Annotated in this window: 14 protein-coding genes, 14 tRNA genes and 4 rRNA genes; 30 read left to right on the top strand and 2 right to left on the bottom strand. The window is 45.4% G+C overall.

Annotated features, from left to right (window positions below; all coding sequences use genetic code 11):
* The first annotated feature begins 68 nt into the window (after positions 1 to 68).
* From QFZ78_RS21070 to QFZ78_RS21030, 9 genes are all read left to right on the top strand, one after another.
* On the top strand, positions 69 to 1013 hold the full coding sequence (locus QFZ78_RS21070) for a DNA-directed RNA polymerase subunit alpha (RefSeq protein ID WP_028557469.1): 945 nt from the start codon (positions 69 to 71) through the stop codon (positions 1011 to 1013).
* 24 nt (positions 1014 to 1037) lie between these two features.
* On the top strand, positions 1038 to 1403 hold the full coding sequence (gene rplQ, locus QFZ78_RS21065) for a 50S ribosomal protein L17 (protein ID WP_029196442.1): 366 nt from the start codon (positions 1038 to 1040) through the stop codon (positions 1401 to 1403).
* A gap of 138 nt (positions 1404 to 1541) precedes the next feature.
* The gene (gene truA, locus QFZ78_RS21060) at positions 1542 to 2303 is read left to right on the top strand and encodes a tRNA pseudouridine(38-40) synthase TruA (RefSeq protein ID WP_307550499.1); all 762 of its coding nucleotides are present in this window, start codon (positions 1542 to 1544) and stop codon (positions 2301 to 2303) included.
* A gap of 171 nt (positions 2304 to 2474) precedes the next feature.
* Positions 2475 to 2912, top strand: coding sequence for a 50S ribosomal protein L13 (gene rplM, locus QFZ78_RS21055; RefSeq protein ID WP_029196440.1), 438 nt, complete (start codon positions 2475 to 2477; stop codon positions 2910 to 2912).
* 18 nt (positions 2913 to 2930) lie between these two features.
* Positions 2931 to 3323 (top strand): 30S ribosomal protein S9, encoded by a 393-nt coding sequence (rpsI, locus tag QFZ78_RS21050; protein ID WP_029196439.1) that lies wholly within the window; start codon positions 2931 to 2933, stop codon positions 3321 to 3323.
* A 222-nt stretch (positions 3324 to 3545) separates the two neighbouring features.
* A complete protein-coding gene (locus tag QFZ78_RS21045; RefSeq protein ID WP_307550496.1) occupies positions 3546 to 4238 on the top strand; it encodes a phosphoadenylyl-sulfate reductase in 693 nt (230 codons plus the stop codon).
* A 34-nt stretch (positions 4239 to 4272) separates the two neighbouring features.
* Positions 4273 to 5445: a sulfate adenylyltransferase gene (sat, locus tag QFZ78_RS21040; protein WP_307550494.1), complete on the top strand. Its 1173-nt coding sequence runs from the start codon at positions 4273 to 4275 to the stop codon at positions 5443 to 5445.
* A gap of 71 nt (positions 5446 to 5516) precedes the next feature.
* Complete coding sequence (gene cwlD, locus QFZ78_RS21035) at positions 5517 to 6272, top strand: N-acetylmuramoyl-L-alanine amidase CwlD (RefSeq protein WP_307550492.1); 756 nt, start codon at positions 5517 to 5519, stop codon at positions 6270 to 6272.
* Between the two features lie 60 nt (positions 6273 to 6332).
* Positions 6333 to 7421: an Mrp/NBP35 family ATP-binding protein gene (locus tag QFZ78_RS21030; RefSeq protein WP_307550490.1), complete on the top strand. Its 1089-nt coding sequence runs from the start codon at positions 6333 to 6335 to the stop codon at positions 7419 to 7421.
* 72 nt (positions 7422 to 7493) lie between these two features.
* Here the strand turns inward: QFZ78_RS21030 and gerD are convergent, their stop codons facing one another.
* Positions 7494 to 8243, bottom strand: coding sequence for a spore germination lipoprotein GerD (gene gerD / locus QFZ78_RS21025; RefSeq protein WP_307550488.1), 750 nt, complete (start codon positions 8241 to 8243; stop codon positions 7494 to 7496).
* Positions 8244 to 8381: 138 nt separating this feature from the next.
* Here gerD and QFZ78_RS21020 point away from each other — a divergent pair, with 138 nt between their 5' ends.
* Entirely contained in the window at positions 8382 to 8978 is a 597-nt protein-coding gene (locus QFZ78_RS21020; RefSeq protein ID WP_307550486.1) for a KinB-signaling pathway activation protein, read from the top strand.
* Positions 8979 to 9014: 36 nt separating this feature from the next.
* Here QFZ78_RS21020 and pdaB read toward each other — a convergent pair whose 3' ends face one another.
* Entirely contained in the window at positions 9015 to 9797 is a 783-nt protein-coding gene (gene pdaB, locus QFZ78_RS21015) for a polysaccharide deacetylase family sporulation protein PdaB (RefSeq protein ID WP_307550483.1), read from the bottom strand.
* A gap of 113 nt (positions 9798 to 9910) precedes the next feature.
* On the opposite strand from pdaB, the gene QFZ78_RS21010 reads away from it, so the two are divergent.
* The 20 genes from QFZ78_RS21010 to QFZ78_RS20915 all read left to right on the top strand — a co-directional run bounded on the left by QFZ78_RS21010 (position 9911) and on the right by QFZ78_RS20915 (position 17696).
* Positions 9911 to 10522: a stage II sporulation protein M gene (locus QFZ78_RS21010; protein WP_307550481.1), complete on the top strand. Its 612-nt coding sequence runs from the start codon at positions 9911 to 9913 to the stop codon at positions 10520 to 10522.
* 151 nt (positions 10523 to 10673) lie between these two features.
* The gene (locus tag QFZ78_RS21005; protein ID WP_029196431.1) at positions 10674 to 10904 is read left to right on the top strand and encodes a regulator of G-protein signaling domain-containing protein; all 231 of its coding nucleotides are present in this window, start codon (positions 10674 to 10676) and stop codon (positions 10902 to 10904) included.
* A 309-nt stretch (positions 10905 to 11213) separates the two neighbouring features.
* Positions 11214 to 12755, top strand: a 16S ribosomal RNA gene (locus QFZ78_RS21000).
* A 125-nt stretch (positions 12756 to 12880) separates the two neighbouring features.
* Positions 12881 to 12997 (top strand): 5S ribosomal RNA (gene rrf, locus QFZ78_RS20995).
* A gap of 91 nt (positions 12998 to 13088) precedes the next feature.
* Positions 13089 to 13165 (top strand) — tRNA-Ile (locus QFZ78_RS20990).
* 20 nt (positions 13166 to 13185) lie between these two features.
* Positions 13186 to 13261 (top strand) — tRNA-Ala (locus QFZ78_RS20985).
* A 258-nt stretch (positions 13262 to 13519) separates the two neighbouring features.
* Positions 13520 to 16444, top strand: a 23S ribosomal RNA gene (locus tag QFZ78_RS20980).
* Positions 16445 to 16512: 68 nt separating this feature from the next.
* A 5S ribosomal RNA gene (rrf, locus tag QFZ78_RS20975) occupies positions 16513 to 16629 on the top strand.
* The 16S, 23S and 5S rRNA genes sit together here with 14 tRNA genes alongside, the layout of an rRNA operon.
* Positions 16630 to 16634: 5 nt before the next feature.
* A tRNA-Asn gene (locus QFZ78_RS20970) sits at positions 16635 to 16710 on the top strand.
* Positions 16711 to 16712: 2 nt separating this feature from the next.
* Positions 16713 to 16788 (top strand) — tRNA-Thr (locus QFZ78_RS20965).
* Positions 16789 to 16805: 17 nt separating this feature from the next.
* A tRNA-Glu gene (locus tag QFZ78_RS20960) sits at positions 16806 to 16880 on the top strand.
* 18 nt (positions 16881 to 16898) lie between these two features.
* Positions 16899 to 16974 (top strand) — tRNA-Val (locus QFZ78_RS20955).
* A gap of 12 nt (positions 16975 to 16986) precedes the next feature.
* A tRNA-Thr gene (locus QFZ78_RS20950) sits at positions 16987 to 17059 on the top strand.
* 8 nt (positions 17060 to 17067) lie between these two features.
* Positions 17068 to 17139, top strand: a tRNA-Gln gene (locus QFZ78_RS20945).
* Positions 17140 to 17149: 10 nt separating this feature from the next.
* Positions 17150 to 17222: transfer RNA gene (locus tag QFZ78_RS20940), tRNA-Lys, on the top strand.
* A gap of 19 nt (positions 17223 to 17241) precedes the next feature.
* Positions 17242 to 17321 (top strand) — tRNA-Leu (locus QFZ78_RS20935).
* A 39-nt stretch (positions 17322 to 17360) separates the two neighbouring features.
* Positions 17361 to 17435: transfer RNA gene (locus tag QFZ78_RS20930), tRNA-Gly, on the top strand.
* A 9-nt stretch (positions 17436 to 17444) separates the two neighbouring features.
* Positions 17445 to 17521: transfer RNA gene (locus QFZ78_RS20925), tRNA-Arg, on the top strand.
* Between the two features lie 23 nt (positions 17522 to 17544).
* Positions 17545 to 17618: transfer RNA gene (locus tag QFZ78_RS20920), tRNA-Pro, on the top strand.
* A 7-nt stretch (positions 17619 to 17625) separates the two neighbouring features.
* Positions 17626 to 17696, top strand: a tRNA-Gly gene (locus QFZ78_RS20915).
* Positions 17697 to 17722 lie beyond the last annotated feature (26 nt).

The following is a 17722-nucleotide window of genomic DNA, read 5'->3' as shown; positions in this document are numbered from 1 at the left end:
GGAATACTATGAAATTTTCAGGCGAAGTATCCAGAGGGAAACGACGTATTGAATGGAGGGTACATTTCATGATCGAAATCGAAAAGCCAAAAATAGAAACCGTAGCATTAAGTGAAGATGGCGCTTATGGTAGATTTATCATCGAGCCGTTGGAGCGTGGCTATGGTACAACCTTAGGTAACTCACTACGTCGTATCTTACTGTCCTCTTTACCGGGGGCAGCAGTAACCTCTGTCCAAATCGATGGCGTTTTACATGAGTTTTCAACGATTCCTGGCGTGCTTGAGGATGTAACGGAAATTATTCTCAACTTGAAAGGCCTATCGTTGAAAATTCACTCCGATGAGGAGAAAGTGCTTGAAATTGATGCAGAAGGGGAAGGTAATATTACTGCGGCAGATATTCGTGGTGATAGTGATGTGGAGATTCTTAACCCGGATCTGCATATCGCTACCTTATCTCCTGATGCGCGTCTTCATATGAGGATTCATGCGGGCAGAGGTCGCGGTTACGTCCAATCGGACAAAAATAAGCATGAAGAACAACCAATTGGTGTGATTCCAATTGATTCGATCTACACGCCTATTACCCGAGTAAACTATGCGATTGAGAATACTCGCGTCGGCCAAGTGACTAACTATGATAAGTTGACCCTCGAAGTGTGGACCGATGGAAGTATTCGACCAGAAGAAGCAGTGAGCTTGGGTGCCAAAATCTTAACAGAACATCTGAACTTGTTCGTCGGTTTGACGGATGAAGCGAAAGATGCAGAGATTATGGTAGAGAAAGAAGAAGATAAGAAAGAGAAAGTTCTGGAGATGACTATTGAGGAACTTGATCTATCTGTTCGTTCTTACAACTGTCTCAAGCGTGCAGGGATTAACACCGTACAAGAGCTGATTACCAAAACAGAAGAAGACATGATGAAAGTTCGGAACTTAGGACGCAAATCACTTGAAGAAGTTCAAGAGAAGCTCGAAGAGCTGGGTTTGGGACTACGTACTGAGGAATAATCTTGTCAGAAGGAGGTTAATTCAATGAACTACAGAAAGTTGAACCGCGATTCCAGTAATCGTAAAGCATTATTCCGTGATCTGGTAACAGATCTGTTCATACATGAACGCATCCAAACTACAGAAGCAAAAGCAAAAGAAATTCGTTCCATCGCTGAGAAGTTAATCACTCTTGCGAAGCGCGGAGATCTTCATGCACGCCGTCAGGTTGCTGCTTTTGTTCGTAGAGAAGCTGCAGACGAGAATCAAGATGCGATTCAAAAACTGTTCTCCGATTTGGCTACTCGTTACTCCGAGCGTCCAGGTGGATACACTCGTATCCTTAAACTGGGACCACGCCGCGGTGACGCAGCACCAATGGTTTACCTAGAGCTAGTAGATCGCGCATAAAGACGGTTGGGAAAGGGTGGACGGAATCGCTGATTCTGGTGAAGCCCTTTTTTTGCAGTCTTAGTACGCTCTCTAGAAGTGAATTTAGCTAAAGGCTAATCACTTAGATAGGAAGGATGACTCATGGAGGAACAAGCCTTGAGAAATCTACGCTTTACCATAAGTTATGATGGGACCGCTTATTCAGGTTTTCAGATTCAGCCGAAAGCTGACACGATTCAATACCGTTTAGAGCAGGCTGTTTTCATGTTGACTGGTGAGAAGGTAAAAGTCATCTCATCCGGGCGTACAGATGCCGGTGTACACGCGAAAGCACAAGTTATTAATTTTAGCACGAATTCAAAGATTCCAGTGGAACGTTGGTGTTTAGCTCTAAATGCTAGATTACCCAGAGATATCGTCGCTCATACCGTGGAAGAAGTCCTTCCTTCCTTTCATTCTCGCAAAGCCGCGAAACGCAAAACTTACTGCTTTTCAATTCGCTCGGCGCGCTTCCCTGATGTCTTTCACCGCAACTATGAATACCATCATCCTACGCATTTGAATGTGGAAGCCATGAGAGAGGCGCTCCCTTGCTTGCTAGGTGAGCATGATTTTACTTCGTTTTGTACGGTGAGAACAGATAAGGAAGTAAAGGTGAGAACCCTCTACGAGGTTCGTCTGGAGACGGAAGCTGACGAGTTGTCTACGACGGGGAAAATTGCCCGAATCCGATTAATCGTAACGGGTAATGGATTCCTTTATAACATGGTTAGGATCATCGCAGGAACGCTGATTCAGATTGGAGAAGGTAAGAGACCTAGCAGCGATATGCAGCGAATTCTTGAAGCTAGAGACCGATCTCAGGCAGGTCCTACGGCCGAAGCTATGGGTTTAACGTTATGGAGAGTCGACTATTAAAAAGCTTAAAACACTACTTGCTTCTTATCGATGTTTCGTGTAAAATATAACTTGGCGTTTCGTGATCGGCTACCCCACAGCCCCTGATCACAAATGGCCGTCAACCATCCATCATTTATGTAAATTAACAATAATAATTATGTAATAAGATATATTTTAGGAGGATTAAGCATGCGCACCACATATATGGCTAAGCCAAATGAAGTAGAGCGTAAATGGTACATTGTTGACGCTGCAGGCCAAACACTTGGCCGTCTTGCAAGTGAAGTTGCTAGCATTATCCGCGGTAAGCACAAACCGGAGTTCACTCCACACGTAGATACTGGCGATTTCGTTGTTGTTATCAATGCTTCCCAAATTAAGCTAACTGGTAAGAAAATGCAAAACAAAATGTACTACCGTCACTCTTTATACCAAGGTGGTTTAAAAGTGACTTCTGCTCAGGATTTGCTGAACAGCAAACCTGATCGCATGATCGAGTTTGCCGTACACGGTATGCTTCCTAAGAACCGTCTTGGCGACAGCTTGAAAACTAAGCTTAAAGTCTACGGTGGAGCAGAGCATCCACATCAAGCACAACTACCAGAAGTCTGGAATCTTCGCGGATAATATAAGGAGGACTGTTTCGTGGCACAAGTTCAATATTATGGAACGGGTCGTCGTAAACACTCGGTAGCGCGCGTGCGCTTAGTACCGGGTGAAGGACGCATCATTATCAATAAACGTGATCTAGACGAGTATTTCGGTCTAGAAACTTTGAAGCTGATCGTTAAACAACCTTTGACATTAACTGAGACTGTCGGTAAATACGATGTTCTAGTTCTTGCAAATGGTGGTGGAATCAGCGGACAAGCTGGAGCGATTCGTCACGGGATTTCCCGTGCATTGCTGAAAGCTGATCCGGAATACCGTGGATCCCTGAAAAAAGCAGGTTTCTTAACACGTGATTCCCGTATGAAAGAGCGTAAAAAATATGGATTGAAAGCCGCTCGTCGCGCTCCTCAATTCTCCAAACGTTAAGATTGTGCGCCTTTGGCGCTCAAGAGAAGCCTTTCCTGCATTTTGCTGGAAAGGCTTTTTATTTTTGTGTCATTGCAAGAGTTAGACCAATAAAATATATGGATTTTAACGAAGTTAATACCAAAATGATAAAAAGTAATTGACACAAAGAAGAACTCAGCTATAATTAAATATAAATCATACAATAACAGTCGGGATTATAAACTTTAGGAGGTATTTAATATGAATCTCTTTGAAAAAGAAGCTTTTGTAACGAAAGCCGCTGAAGAATTCGAAAATCAATCACCAGAAGCGATTTTGAAACTTGCCGTTGACACATTCTCAAGCTTAACACTTGCATGCAGTTTTGGTGCAGAAGATGTTGTGCTTGTTGATATGCTGCAAAAAATTAATCCGAATGTTGATATCTTTTACTTGGATACAAACGTTCATTTCGCTGAAACCTATGAGACAAGAGATCGCCTAGAACAGCATTATGGTACTAAATTTGTTCAGGTATTGCCAAAGCTTACACTTGATGAACAAGCTGATAAATTCGGCGATGAGCTATGGAAAAGCGATGCTAACCAATGCTGTAACATTCGAAAAGTTGATCCATTAACGGATATCCTTAAAAATTATGATGCTTGGATCACAGGAATTCGCCGCGACCAAGCCCCTACTCGTGCAAATGCTAAAAAAGTGGAATATGACGTGAAATTTGGATTGATCAAATTTAATCCTCTTGCTGGTTGGACTTCGGAAGATGTGTGGAATTACATTCGTGAAAATGATGTTATCTACAATCCTTTACATGATCGTAACTTCCCGAGTATCGGCTGTACACATTGTACGCGTCCTGTAGCTGAAGGTGAAGACCCACGTGCGGGTCGTTGGGCTAGTATTGAAAAAACAGAATGCGGACTTCATAAATAATAATTAGAAATAGATATTATGGAGGTGCTCCGTAATGACAACGATTAAACCTCATGGTGGGAAGTTAATTAACCGCTTGGTTCCAGCAGAACAAAGAGAAGAGCTTCTGAAACGTGCAGCATTATTGAAACAAATACGTGTCAATTCTTGGACTATTTCTGACCTGGATCTGATTGGGGTAGGTGCATTTTCACCATTAGTTGGATTCCTCGACGAGAAAAACTATACTTCAGTTGTGGAGACAATGCGCCTAACTGATGGAATCGTATGGAGCATTCCAGTTACCTTATCTATTGACCCTGAAGTTGCAGCTTCCATCACTATCGACGAGCAAGTAGCACTTGTTGGTGAAGATGATGATGTGATATATGCTATACTGGATGCGACTAGTATCTATAAAGTTGATCAAAAAAATGAAGCAATTAAGATCTTTAAAACAGATGACATGGCTCACCCTGGTGTAGATAAACTGTTCTCGCGTTCTTCTACGAATATCGGAGGACCTATTCAGCTGCTTAACCGTCCAAAGCCTAAGAAGTTTGAAGAATTTTACTTTGATCCATCTGAAACACGTCGCATTTTTGCGGAAAATGGTTGGAAAACAGTGGTTGGCTTCCAAACACGTAATCCCGTACACCGTGCTCACGAATACATTCAAAAGTCGGCAATGGAAATCGTAGATGCACTCTTCCTCAATCCTCTTGTAGGTGAGACCAAATCCGATGACATCTCTGCAGATGTTCGTATGAAGAGTTATCTGGTGTTGCTTGAAAACTACTTTCCGAAGGATCGTACTTTCTTAGGTGTATACCCAGCTGCTATGCGTTACGCAGGACCTCGTGAGGCGATTCTACACGCAATTGTGCGTAGAAACTATGGATGTACTCATTTCATCGTAGGACGCGATCACGCGGGTGTTGGCGATTACTACGGCACGTATGAAGCACAAGAGATTTTCAGTAATTTTACGGCTGAAGAAATTGGGATTACTCCGTTATTCTTTGAGCACAGCTTCTTCTGTACGAAATGTGGCAATATGGCATCTAGCAAAACTTGTCCGCATGATAAGTCCCACCATATGCACCTCTCCGGCACTAAGGTTCGTGGATTGCTTAGAGACGGTCAATGCCCGCCTCCGGAGTTCACACGTCCTGAGGTTGCCCAGGTTCTTATTGAGGGTCTAAGAGACCCTGAATATCAAGTTTAAGCAAGGTATATTTGTCCACCCTGTCCCATATAGATGTTACAGAGTCTATGGGGAACAGAGGTGGATTTTTTATGCGCAAAAGGAAGAAGAGGCTGGTCGTCTGGCTGACTTTTAACAGTAGTCTTAAGCTTGTTCTCTCGACCTTGCTGGTCGCACTTGTTGTTTTCATCTATGCCTATGAGCTGCCTGTAACGAAGACATGGTCGGATTGGAATTTACCTTTGTCAGGTAAAACAATTGCTCTGGATGCAGGTCATGGTGGACCTGATGGTGGTGCTGAGAGTAAGGAGGGAGTCGTTGAGAAAGATATCAATTTAGCGATTACGCTTCATCTAAGGGATTATTTGCAACAGGCGGGTGCGTTAGTCATTATGACAAGGGAAACGGATACAGATTTGGCTTTACCCGGCACGAAAGGATATAGTAAAAGAAAAACGCAAGATCTCCACAACCGTGCTGATCTCATTGATGAGAACAATGCGGATATGTTCCTTAGTGTGCACTTAAACAGTATACCTTCTCAGAAATGGAGAGGCGCACAAACGTTCTATTATCCCAATAATTTGAATAACTCTAATTTAGCCACGCTCATTCAATTGGAATTAAAGAAAAACTTAGAGAATACCGATCGTGTTGCCAAGCCGGCAGACAAGACCGTTTACTTATTGAAAACGTTGAAAATTCCTAGTGCTCTTGTAGAAGTGGGTTTCCTTTCAAATCCAGAAGAAGCAAGATTGCTTTCGAATGAAAAGTATCAGAAGAAGGTGGCAGCATCTGTCTATCAAGGTATTTTAAGATTTTATGCTGGGGAAAAAGTGGGTTCTTAATCAAAATGTGTTATAATTAAGGCCACAATTACAATGTCCGAATAAAGGTGTGGTGTGGCTATGATAAATAAGGATCAACTATTAGAAGTGTTACAACCTCTTGTGGAACCTCATTACAATAAAAGCGTTGTGGAACTTAATTTAGTTAGAGATGTTATGTTTAAAGAGGATAACGTATCTTTAAGCTTAATTGTCACGACCGAGGATGAGGCATTCAAGGAAAAAGCGAAGGTTTATATTCAGCAAACTTTAGGAAAATTGGGTGTAGCACAAGTACATATTCGTTTCAGACTCATGACTGATTATGAGCGTAATCAGATTAAAGATACGGTTCAACCGGCTGCCGAGAAGCAGACCCAACCCATCCAACCACCGATTCAACAACCTATATTGGGAGAAGCCTCGACAGTTGAGTTTATAGCCGTGGCAAGTGGCAAAGGTGGTGTGGGTAAATCAACTGTAACTGTTAACTTAGCCGTTGCCTTAGCTCGCCAAGGGAAAAAAGTTGGCATTATCGATGCTGATATATACGGCTTCAGTATACCTGATATGATGGGGATCGAAGAGCAACCGAAGCTTGTCGATAATGTTATTATGCCAGTTGAGAAATTTGGTGTAAAAGTAATTTCCATGGGCTTCTTTGTCCAAGATAATGCGCCTGTCGTTTGGCGTGGTCCTATGCTAGGGAAAATGCTGCGCAATTTCTTCAATGAAGTCAATTGGGGAGATGTTGAATACATCCTTCTGGATCTTCCTCCGGGAACAGGAGATGTAGCGCTAGATGTGCATCAGCTTATTCCGCAAAGTAAAGAAGTGATTGTGACAACACCGCATGCCACAGCAGCCTTTGTTGCCGCTAGAGCTGGAGCGATGGCCATTCAAACAAACCATGAAATTCTAGGTATTGTGGAGAACATGTCCTATTATGAATGCAAAGATGGCAGCATAGATTACGTATTCGGTAAGGGTGGTGGCGCTAAACTGGCGGAAGATTTGCACAGTGAATTATTAGCGCAGATTCCACTCGGAGCTCCCGATAATCATGTCTCGGAGATCGACTATTCGCCGTCTGTCTACAATTCAGATTCGAAAACTGGACAAATCTATTTAGACATGGCTGCGAATATCATTACAAAATTGGAAAAATAATAGAAAGGGCATACGGAGTCCGTATGCCTTTTTTCTTTCCTTATAAGATTCAGAGGAGCTGGAGTCATCCTTTTAACTGCCTTCCTTTTCTTCGCCTCCCTCATCTTTCTTTTTCTCTCCGCCGCCTCCCTCATCTTTCTTTTTCTCTCCGCCGCCACCTTCTTCTTTCTTTTTAGCATTCTTTGCCGTAGGCATTTCATCAGGTTTACTTTGTTGTTCTATGGCTGACTTAAGAAGATCAACCATATGTGCACGGAACAATGGACTCTGGATTGATTCTTCCATAACTGTATTCATTTGCTGGCGATAGGCTGCTGTTTTCATGACATCTAGCATCATTTTTTCATATTCCGGGTTTTTCATAACATCAACGAGTGATTTTTGATACTCTGGATCCTTTAGCAACTCTTTGAACATCTGTTTAGTCTCTTTTTGGATAGCCTTAGCAAAATCGCCGGCAAATTTAGGGTCTTTCATCATATCGGTGAGGAACATGTTATTCTCTTTTGCTGTCAGAACATCCTTGACTGCCATCTGCAGCTGCAAAGATTCATTCGCAGACAGAAGCTTGATTTGAGATTGACCAGCCACACCATTTGCCCCTACATCACCAGCCATTATACTGCGGTTTGCAGCACTAATCGCTTTCTTACCATCCTCTGACTTCAGAATATCAAGAATCATAGTCTTTTGCTCTTTATACGTGTTAGCTTGAGATTGACCTTGACCTTGTTGTGAATTATCTGCTCCACACGAGGCGAGAAGCAAAGCGATAGAAATCAGTGGTAGGACTTGCAGCTTTCTGAGCTTAGTTATTAACATAAAAGCATGCTCCCTTCCCTTACTTAATAGTTGTTAGTATGTGTGGTTCGGGATAGATTATAAGGGCCATTCATTGGCTTTTTATCGTAAACGTTGGTACAATTAACAATTAGAGTTGAAGTATGGAGGTAATTGATCTTGACGCTGCGGAAGTGGTTTCACTTATTTTGGACAACACTGTTATTAGGAATGATTGTATCTATAGTAATTGGACTCATCTTACAATATTCCGACAAAGAATTTTCGGTTATGGGGTTATCGGCAGTAGGATTTAATGTAGTAAATATGTTACTTGGTGGTGCGACCATAAGCGTTCTGAGTCAAATGGGCTTTTTTGCTTATCTGATTGTCAGGTTCATTGTTGCAGGTATCATTCGCTCCAAGACGGTATGGGATCTTATACAATTGTCTGTTGTCATTGTTGTCCTATTTGACCTCGTATATCTCAGGATGACTAATTTTGAGGGTACAGGATCCGTTTTAAGCTACTCCGTTTTACCTGCAATCATATTAGTGATTTCCATAGCAATTGCTTATTGGAAGGTAAAGATGACGAATCGGAACGCTTTTATCCCGACATTGTTCTTTATGTGCGCTGTATCTGTTCTTGAAGCCGTACCTGCATTAAAGCTAGATAACGCTGCATCAAGTCTATTTATGTTGGCTCCGTTGCTTGTTTGTAATGCATGGCAAATATTGATTCTACATAAAATATTGGATAACAAAAAGAGCTAATATAATTAGCTCTTTTTTGAATCTGAGCATAGCTCATTAATTAATTTGTTTCATTGCCTGGTCTTCAACTGGCTTCGTCTGCACTTGTGTTTGTTTGATTAGCTCACTAACCGTAACGAATTCGTATCCCTTAGCTCTTAACTGCTCAATGATAACTGGTAAGGCTTCATGTGTCTGCTGAGACGAATCGCTGGCGTGCAGTAACACAATATCTCCTGGATGCGCTTTGGATACTACACGGTTAATAATGGTATCAACACCTTTGTTTAACCAGTCTTGAGAGTCGGTATCCCATTGGATAACCGAATAACCTAAATCATCCGCAATTCGAAGCACGCGTTTGTCGAAGTCACCATTGGGAAGACGGATTAAGTTTGGTTCTTTACCAATCAATTCCGTTAAAATGCCATGTGCTGTAGTAATTTGTTTGCGTATTTCTTCATCACTTAGCGTACTATAATTATCGTGTTTGTTGCCATGGCTGCCAATTTCGAAACCATCCTTCTTGATATGTTCCACAATCTCTGGGTGGCTTTTGCTCCACGGAGAGGATAAGAAGAAGGTTGCATCCTTCACACCTTTTTCCTTAAGAATTTTTAAAATAGGTTCTGCACGCTTCTCGCCCCATGAAATATCAAAGGTCAAGGCAATAACCTTTCTTTCGGTCTGCACGCTATAAATAGCGGAGGGTTCTGCATTGGAAAAGACGGATACATTACTTTGTTCCGAATAAACAATAGCTGCTGCGAAGACGATGGCAAGTGCAATAAATACATATTGTTTGAACTTACGAGCATTTACAACGAAAAAGTAGTTCATGGCTAGCTTGTACCTCCTCTAAGCCTTACATACGGGCAAGGCTTGTATACTCTTTAGTAAATAATGTATGCTCGTACACAGTACTTATGCTTCGGAAATTGGAGGGAACGAAAATGAAATTTCGACCACTGTTCCAACATTTTAAAGAAATGAAACATTACTTCATTGTTGTCGTTTTAGTTTTTGGGTTTAGTTTATATTTAGGTTGGGCGAATTCAGAGCAATTTTCGAATTTCTTAGAAGGGCAGATGCAAGGGCTTAAATCTTTAAGTCAATCGCTTAGTAATAAGGATAATCCCCAACTATGGTTTTTTATTTTCATCTTTTTAAATAATGCTATTAAGTCTGTAGTCATTATCTTTCTTGGTCTTCTACTAGGTATTCTGCCACTCTTTATGTTGATCGCTAATGGGATGATACTCGGATATGTACTTTCCTTACAGACGCATGAAAGCACATTGTCTATTGTACTGAAGGGGATTCTTCCGCATGGTATCATAGAAATTCCGGTCATATTAATTGCCTGTGCATATGGACTTAAATTGGGTTTATTGGTCTGGAAATCCGGAGCACAGCTCTTTGTATCTGATAAAGACAAAACAGCGCGTGCGGAGCTGGTTAAAATACTCCATCTAACAAAGCCATTAATCGTATCCATTATTGTACTTTTACTCGTCGCGGCGGTTATTGAAAGTACACTTACATACTGGTTGGTGCATCTGTAAAATATTTTCAGAACTTCTGTCATAAAAATGGCAAAATCTGAGCATAACAGTAAAACGGTAAGAAGAGCGGGCCGAATAAGGGTCGGCTCTTCTTTCAATCAAACTGTAAGTGCCATAAATCTCTACAGTCGAGAGGGGTTTGGATGGATGTATGCTTGGATTTTTGTTCAATGATCGGGAATGCAGAGAGTTGGATTATGTACTTCGCAAAGAATTAGATGAAATGTTGTTCGATCTCAATGACAAAAGAATTGATCAAGAGATTAAAGGGGCCATAGAATCCAGATATAAAGTGATCTTCCGGATGTATGCTCGCATAGCGACGCCAAAAGAAATATCAAAGTATGCTAGAAATCGTAACTACCAAGCTCAAAAAAAATAGGGGGTAGGTGCTTGACTTACCTCCTCATCCTATGGTATTTTATAACTCGCCCCTTCGAAAAGAAGGACAACAAGTTGATTGAAGAAGATGACTTTTGTAATTCTTTGAAAAAATACTTGCAATCTTCTAGGTCGATGTGGTATATTAAAAAAGTCGCCGCTAAACGGATGGCGAAGAAACAAGAAAGAAATTGATCTTTGAAAACTGAACAACGAGTGAGTAAGCACGAACGAGAAATCGTTCAAAAAAGAGATTGCAAAATCTTGCTAGCAACGCAAATGAGCAATTAAGCTTTCAGATAGTTTTACTATTATGGAGAGTTTGATCCTGGCTCAGGACGAACGCTGGCGGCGTGCCTAATACATGCAAGTCGAGCGGATTTATCCTTCGGGATAAGTTAGCGGCGGACGGGTGAGTAACACGTAGGTAACCTGCCTATAAGATCGGGATAACTATCGGAAACGATAGCTAAGACCGGATAACTGGTTTTCTCGCATGAGAGAATTATGAAACACGGAGCAATCTGTGGCTTATAGATGGGCCTGCGGCGCATTAGCTAGTTGGTAGGGTAACGGCCTACCAAGGCGACGATGCGTAGCCGACCTGAGAGGGTGAACGGCCACACTGGGACTGAGACACGGCCCAGACTCCTACGGGAGGCAGCAGTAGGGAATCTTCCGCAATGGACGCAAGTCTGACGGAGCAACGCCGCGTGAGTGATGAAGGTTTTCGGATCGTAAAGCTCTGTTGCCCTAGACGAACAGCAAGAGGAGTAACTGCCTTTTGTGTGACGGTATAGGAGAAGAAAGCCCCGGCTAACTACGTGCCAGCAGCCGCGGTAATACGTAGGGGGCAAGCGTTGTCCGGAATTATTGGGCGTAAAGCGCGCGCAGGCGGTCAATTAAGTTGGGTGTTTAAGCCCGGGGCTCAACCCCGGTTCGCATCCAAAACTGGTTGACTTGAGTGTAGGAGAGGAAAGTGGAATTCCACGTGTAGCGGTGAAATGCGTAGAGATGTGGAGGAACACCAGTGGCGAAGGCGACTTTCTGGCCTATAACTGACGCTGAGGCGCGAAAGCGTGGGGAGCAAACAGGATTAGATACCCTGGTAGTCCACGCCGTAAACGATGCATACTAGGTGTTGGGGATTCGATTCCTCGGTGCCGAAGTTAACACAGTAAGTATGCCGCCTGGGGAGTACGCTCGCAAGAGTGAAACTCAAAGGAATTGACGGGGACCCGCACAAGCAGTGGAGTATGTGGTTTAATTCGAAGCAACGCGAAGAACCTTACCAGGTCTTGACATCCCGATGTAACGCCTAGAGATAGGCGCCCTCTTCGGAGCATTGGAGACAGGTGGTGCATGGTTGTCGTCAGCTCGTGTCGTGAGATGTTGGGTTAAGTCCCGCAACGAGCGCAACCCTTGATCTTAGTTGCCAGCACTTTGGGTGGGCACTCTAAGATGACTGCCGGTGACAAACCGGAGGAAGGTGGGGATGACGTCAAATCATCATGCCCCTTATGACCTGGGCTACACACGTACTACAATGGTCGGTACAACGGGAAGCGAAGCCGCGAGGTGGAGCCAATCCTTATAAGCCGATCTCAGTTCGGATTGCAGGCTGCAACTCGCCTGCATGAAGTCGGAATTGCTAGTAATCGCGGATCAGCATGCCGCGGTGAATACGTTCCCGGGTCTTGTACACACCGCCCGTCACACCACGAGAGTTTACAACACCCGAAGTCGGTGGGGTAACCCGCAAGGGAGCCAGCCGCCGAAGGTGGGGTAGATGATTGGGGTGAAGTCGTAACAAGGTAGCCGTATCGGAAGGTGCGGCTGGATCACCTCCTTTCTATGGAGACTCGGTCTTGATAAGACCAGTCAAGTGCGAAAGCACACAAATCGCTTACTCACTCGTGTTCAGTTTTGAAAGAGCAAGCCTCTTTCTGCAAGATGGTTAACACCATGTTGCACTCGTTTGGTGATGATGGCGGAGGGGACCCACGCGTTCCCATCTCGAATACGACCGTTAAGCCCTCCAGCGTCGATGGTACTTGAACCGCAGGGTTCTGGGAGAGTAGAACGTTGCCAAGCGAGCCCACGTCAAGCTTTCGAAGAAAGCTTTCTTCGAAAGCTCGTAGGTGGGTTTTTATTTTGGGAAGTTTCCCGAAAATGTATCATTTATGGGCCCTTAGCTCAGCTGGTTAGAGCGCACCCCTGATAAGGGTGAGGTCGGTGGTTCGAGTCCACTAGGGCCCACCATATAAGTTTAATCCCAATTTGGGGCCATAGCTCAGCTGGGAGAGCGCCTGCCTTGCAAGCAGGAGGTCAGCGGTTCGATCCCGCTTGGCTCCACCAAAACCACATTTTAAGACAGAAATTTCCAAGAAATTTCGACTTGAAATGAAGTAATAAGATGTGATAAGATAACTTTCGCCGCTGAAATAGGGCAAAGATAAACGAATCACAACCATACATTTGTTCCTTGAAAACTAGATAACGAAACAAAACGTAAAGTAAGAACTTAGGTTGCTTGATTCTAACGAATCTTGCAAAAATCTTTAACTCTTTCCAAATAGGAGAGACTTTTGCTTAGCGCAAAAGATCCCTATAAATGGTTAAGCTAGAAAGAGCACACGGAGGATGCCTAGGCACTAGGAGCCGAAGAAGGACGTGGCGAACGACGAAATGCCTCGGGGAGCCGTAAGCAGGCTTTGATCCGGGGATGTCCGAATGGGGGAACCCAGCTGTGGTAATGCGCAGTTACTCTATTGTGAATACATAGCAATAGTAGAGGCATACCCAGGGAACTGAAACATCTAAGTACCTGGAGGAAAAGAAAACAAAAGTGATTCCGTCAGTAGCGGCGAGCGAAAGCGGAATAGCCCAAACCAAGGAGCTTGCTCCTTGGGGTTGTAGGACCTCGTTATGGGGTTAGTTCGGTAGGCGAAGTGATCTGGAAAGGTCCGGCATAGAGGGTAAAAGCCCCGTAGCCAAAATCGAACGAAACCCCTAGAGGTATCCTGAGTACGGCGGGTCACGTGAAACCCCGTCGGAATCCGGCAGGACCATCTGCCAAGGCTAAATACTCCCTAGTGACCGATAGTGAAGCAGTACCGTGAGGGAAAGGTGAAAAGCACCGCGGAAGCGGAGTGAAAAAGAACCTGAAACCGTGTGCTTACAAGAAGTCAGAGCCCTCTATATGGGTGATGGCGTGCCTTTTGTAGAATGAACCGGCGAGTTACGTTCCCGTGCGAGGTTAAGTTGAAAAGACGGAGCCGCAGCGAAAGCGAGTCTGAATAGGGCGCTTTAGTACGTGGACGTAGACCCGAAACCGTGTGATCTACCCCTGTCCAGGGTGAAGGTGAGGTAACACTCACTGGAGGCCCGAACCCACGCATGTTGAAAAATGCGGGGATGAGGTGGGGGTAGCGGAGAAATTCCAATCGAACTCGGAGATAGCTGGTTCTCCCCGAAATAGCTTTAGGGCTAGCCTCGGATGTTGAGTTGTGGAGGTAAAGCACTGATTGGGTGCGGGGCCCGCCAAGGGTTACCAAGTCCAGTCAAACTCTGAATGCCACAAACTTAAATCCGGGAGTCAGACAGTGAGTGCTAAGATCCATTGTCAAAAGGGAAACAGCCCAGACCATCAGCTAAGGTCCCCAAGTGTGTGTTAAGTGGGAAAGGATGTGGAGTTGCACAGACAACCAGGATGTTGGCTTAGAAGCAGCCACCATTGAAAGAGTGCGTAATAGCTCACTGGTCGAGTGACTCTGCGCCGAAAATGTAACGGGGCTAAACACGCCACCGAAGCTATGGCTTGTGCAAACTAGATTTGCACTGGGGTAGGGGAGCGTTGTATGTACGTTGAATTCTGACCGTAAGGACAGGTGGAGCGCATACAAGTGAGAATGCCGGTATAAGTAACGAAAAGATCAGTGAGAATCTGATCCGCCGAAAACCTAAGGGTTCCTGAGGAAGGCTCGTCCGCTCAGGGTAAGTCGGGACCTAAGGCGAGGCCGAAAGGCGTAGTCGATGGACAACAGGTGGAAATTCCTGTACCACCGTAGCCGTTATGAGCAATGGAGTGACGCAGAAGGATAGTGACGCGAGCTGATGGATGCTCGTCCAAGCAGTGAGGCTGATGTGTAGGCAAATCCGCACATCGTTAAGGCTGGGCTGTGATGGGGAGGGAAATTTAAGTACCGAAGGTCATGAGTTCACACTGCCAAGAAAAGCTTCTAGCCAGGCGAAGGTGCCCGTACCGCAAACCGACACAGGTGGGTGAGAAGAGAATTCTAAGGCGCGCGGAAGAACTCTCGTTAAGGAACTCGGCAAAATGACCCCGTAACTTCGGGAGAAGGGGTGCCTCGGTAGGGTGAATAGCCCGAGGGGGCCGCAGTGAAAAGGCCCAAGCGACTGTTTAGCAAAAACACAGGTCTGTGCGAAGCCGCAAGGCGAAGTATACGGGCTGACGCCTGCCCGGTGCTGGAAGGTTAAGAGGAGTGGTTAGGGCGCAAGCCCGAAGCTATGAATTGAAGCCCCAGTAAACGGCGGCCGTAACTATAACGGTCCTAAGGTAGCGAAATTCCTTGTCAGGTAAATTCTGACCCGCACGAATGGCGTAACGACTTGGGCGCTGTCTCAACGAGAGATCCGGTGAAATTTTAATACCTGTGAAGATGCAGGTTACCCGCGACAAGACGGAAAGACCCCATGGAGCTTTACTGCAGCTTGATATTGGACTTTGGTACGATCTGTACAGGATAGGTGGGAGCCTTTGAAGCCTGAGCGCCAGCTTGGGTGGAGGCATCGTTGGGATACCACCCTGATCGTATCGGAGTTCTAACCTGGTACCGTGATCCGGTATGGGGACAGTGTCAGGTGGGCAGTTTGACTGGGGCGGTCGCCTCCTAAAATGTAACGGAGGCGTTTAAAGGTTCCCTCAGAATGGTTGGAAATCATTCGCAGAGTGCAAAGGCATAAGGGAGCTTGACTGCGAGACCTACAAGTCGAGCAGGGACGAAAGTCGGACTTAGTGATCCGGTGGTACCGAATGGAAGGGCCATCGCTCAACGGATAAAAGCTACCCTGGGGATAACAGGCTTATCTCCCCCAAGAGTCCACATCGACGGGGAGGTTTGGCACCTCGATGTCGGCTCATCGCATCCTGGGGCTGAAGTAGGTCCCAAGGGTTGGGCTGTTCGCCCATTAAAGCGGTACGCGAGCTGGGTTCAGAACGTCGTGAGACAGTTCGGTCCCTATCTGTCGCGGGCGTAGGAAATTTGAGAGGAGCTGTCCTTAGTACGAGAGGACCGGGATGGACGTACCGCTGGTGTACCAGTTGTCTCGCCAGAGGCATCGCTGGGTAGCTATGTACGGAGGGGATAAGCGCTGAAAGCATCTAAGCGCGAAGCCTCCCTCAAGATGAGATTTCCCAGTATGTAAGACCCCTTGTAGACGACGAGGTTGATAGGTTCGAGGTGGAAGTGCAGCAATGTATGCAGCTGACGAATACTAATCGGTCGAGGGCTTAACCAATAAACCTAAAATTCTAACTTTACGCAAGTTTCGTATCTAGTTTTCAAGGCGCAAACACGCTTTGACTGTTTGGTGATGATGGCGGAGGGGACCCACGCGTTCCCATCTCGAACACGACCGTTAAGCCCTCCAGCGTCGATGGTACTTGAACCGCAGGGTTCTGGGAGAGTAGAACGTTGCCAAGCAGTTTTCCCTGATAGCTCAGTTGGTAGAGCACTCGACTGTTAATCGAGTTGTCACAGGTTCGAGTCCTGTTCGGGGAGCCAATGCTTCCATAGCTCAGTCGGTAGAGTGCATCCATGGTAAGGATGAGGTCACCGGTTCGATTCCGGTTGGAAGCTCCAGTTAATTTTATGATTAAGGCCCGTTGGTCAAGTGGTTAAGACACCTCCCTTTCACGGAGGTAACAGGGGTTCGAGTCCCCTACGGGTCACCAATAATCTTCATATCCCATGGAGGCTTAGCTCAGCTGGGAGAGCATCTGCCTTACAAGCAGAGGGTCGGCGGTTCGATCCCGTCAGCCTCCACCATTAACTTCATACGCCGTTGTAGCTCAACTGGTAGAGCAACTGACTTGTAATCAGTAGGTTGGGGGTTCAAGTCCTCTCGACGGCATGTTCTGATGGGGATTAGCCAAGCGGTAAGGCAACGGACTTTGACTCCGTCATGCCAAGGTTCAAATCCTTGATCCCCAGTTCTTCACTTGAGTCATTAGCTCAGTTGGTAGAGCACCTGACTTTTAATCAGGGTGTCGTAGGTTCGAATCCTACATGACTCACTTGCCTTATTTACAGCATGCGCGTATGGCGGAATTGGCAGACGCACTAGACTTAGGATCTAGCGGGTGACCGTGGGGGTTCAAGTCCCTCTACGCGCATCAAATCCTCAGCAGTATTTATACTCCTGAGGTACCCATGCGGAAGTGGCTCAGCGGTAGAGCATCGCCTTGCCAAGGCGAGGGTCGCGGGTTCGATCCCCGTCTTCCGCTCCATTTAATTAAGCGCCCTTAGCTCAGCTGGATAGAGTATTTGACTACGAATCAAAAGGTCGGGAGTTCGAATCTCTCAGGGCGCGCCATCTTTCATATGTTATTACCTTATCGGGACGTAGCTCAGCTTGGTAGAGCACCTGCTTTGGGAGCAGGGGGTCGCATGTTCAAATCGTGTCGTCCCGATAGACACGCGGGCGTAGTTTAATGGTAGAACTTCAGCCTTCCAAGCTGATCGCGCGGGTTCGATTCCCGCCGCCCGCTTTCAGAAAAAAAGATCACCTTCGGGT

This window comes from Paenibacillus sp. V4I5 (genome assembly GCF_030817255.1).
In the GTDB taxonomy this organism is placed as follows: Bacteria; Bacillota; Bacilli; order Paenibacillales; family NBRC-103111; genus Paenibacillus_E.
Note: the sequence above shows the minus strand (reverse complement) of the source record. Positions and strands in the feature narration are given on the sequence as shown.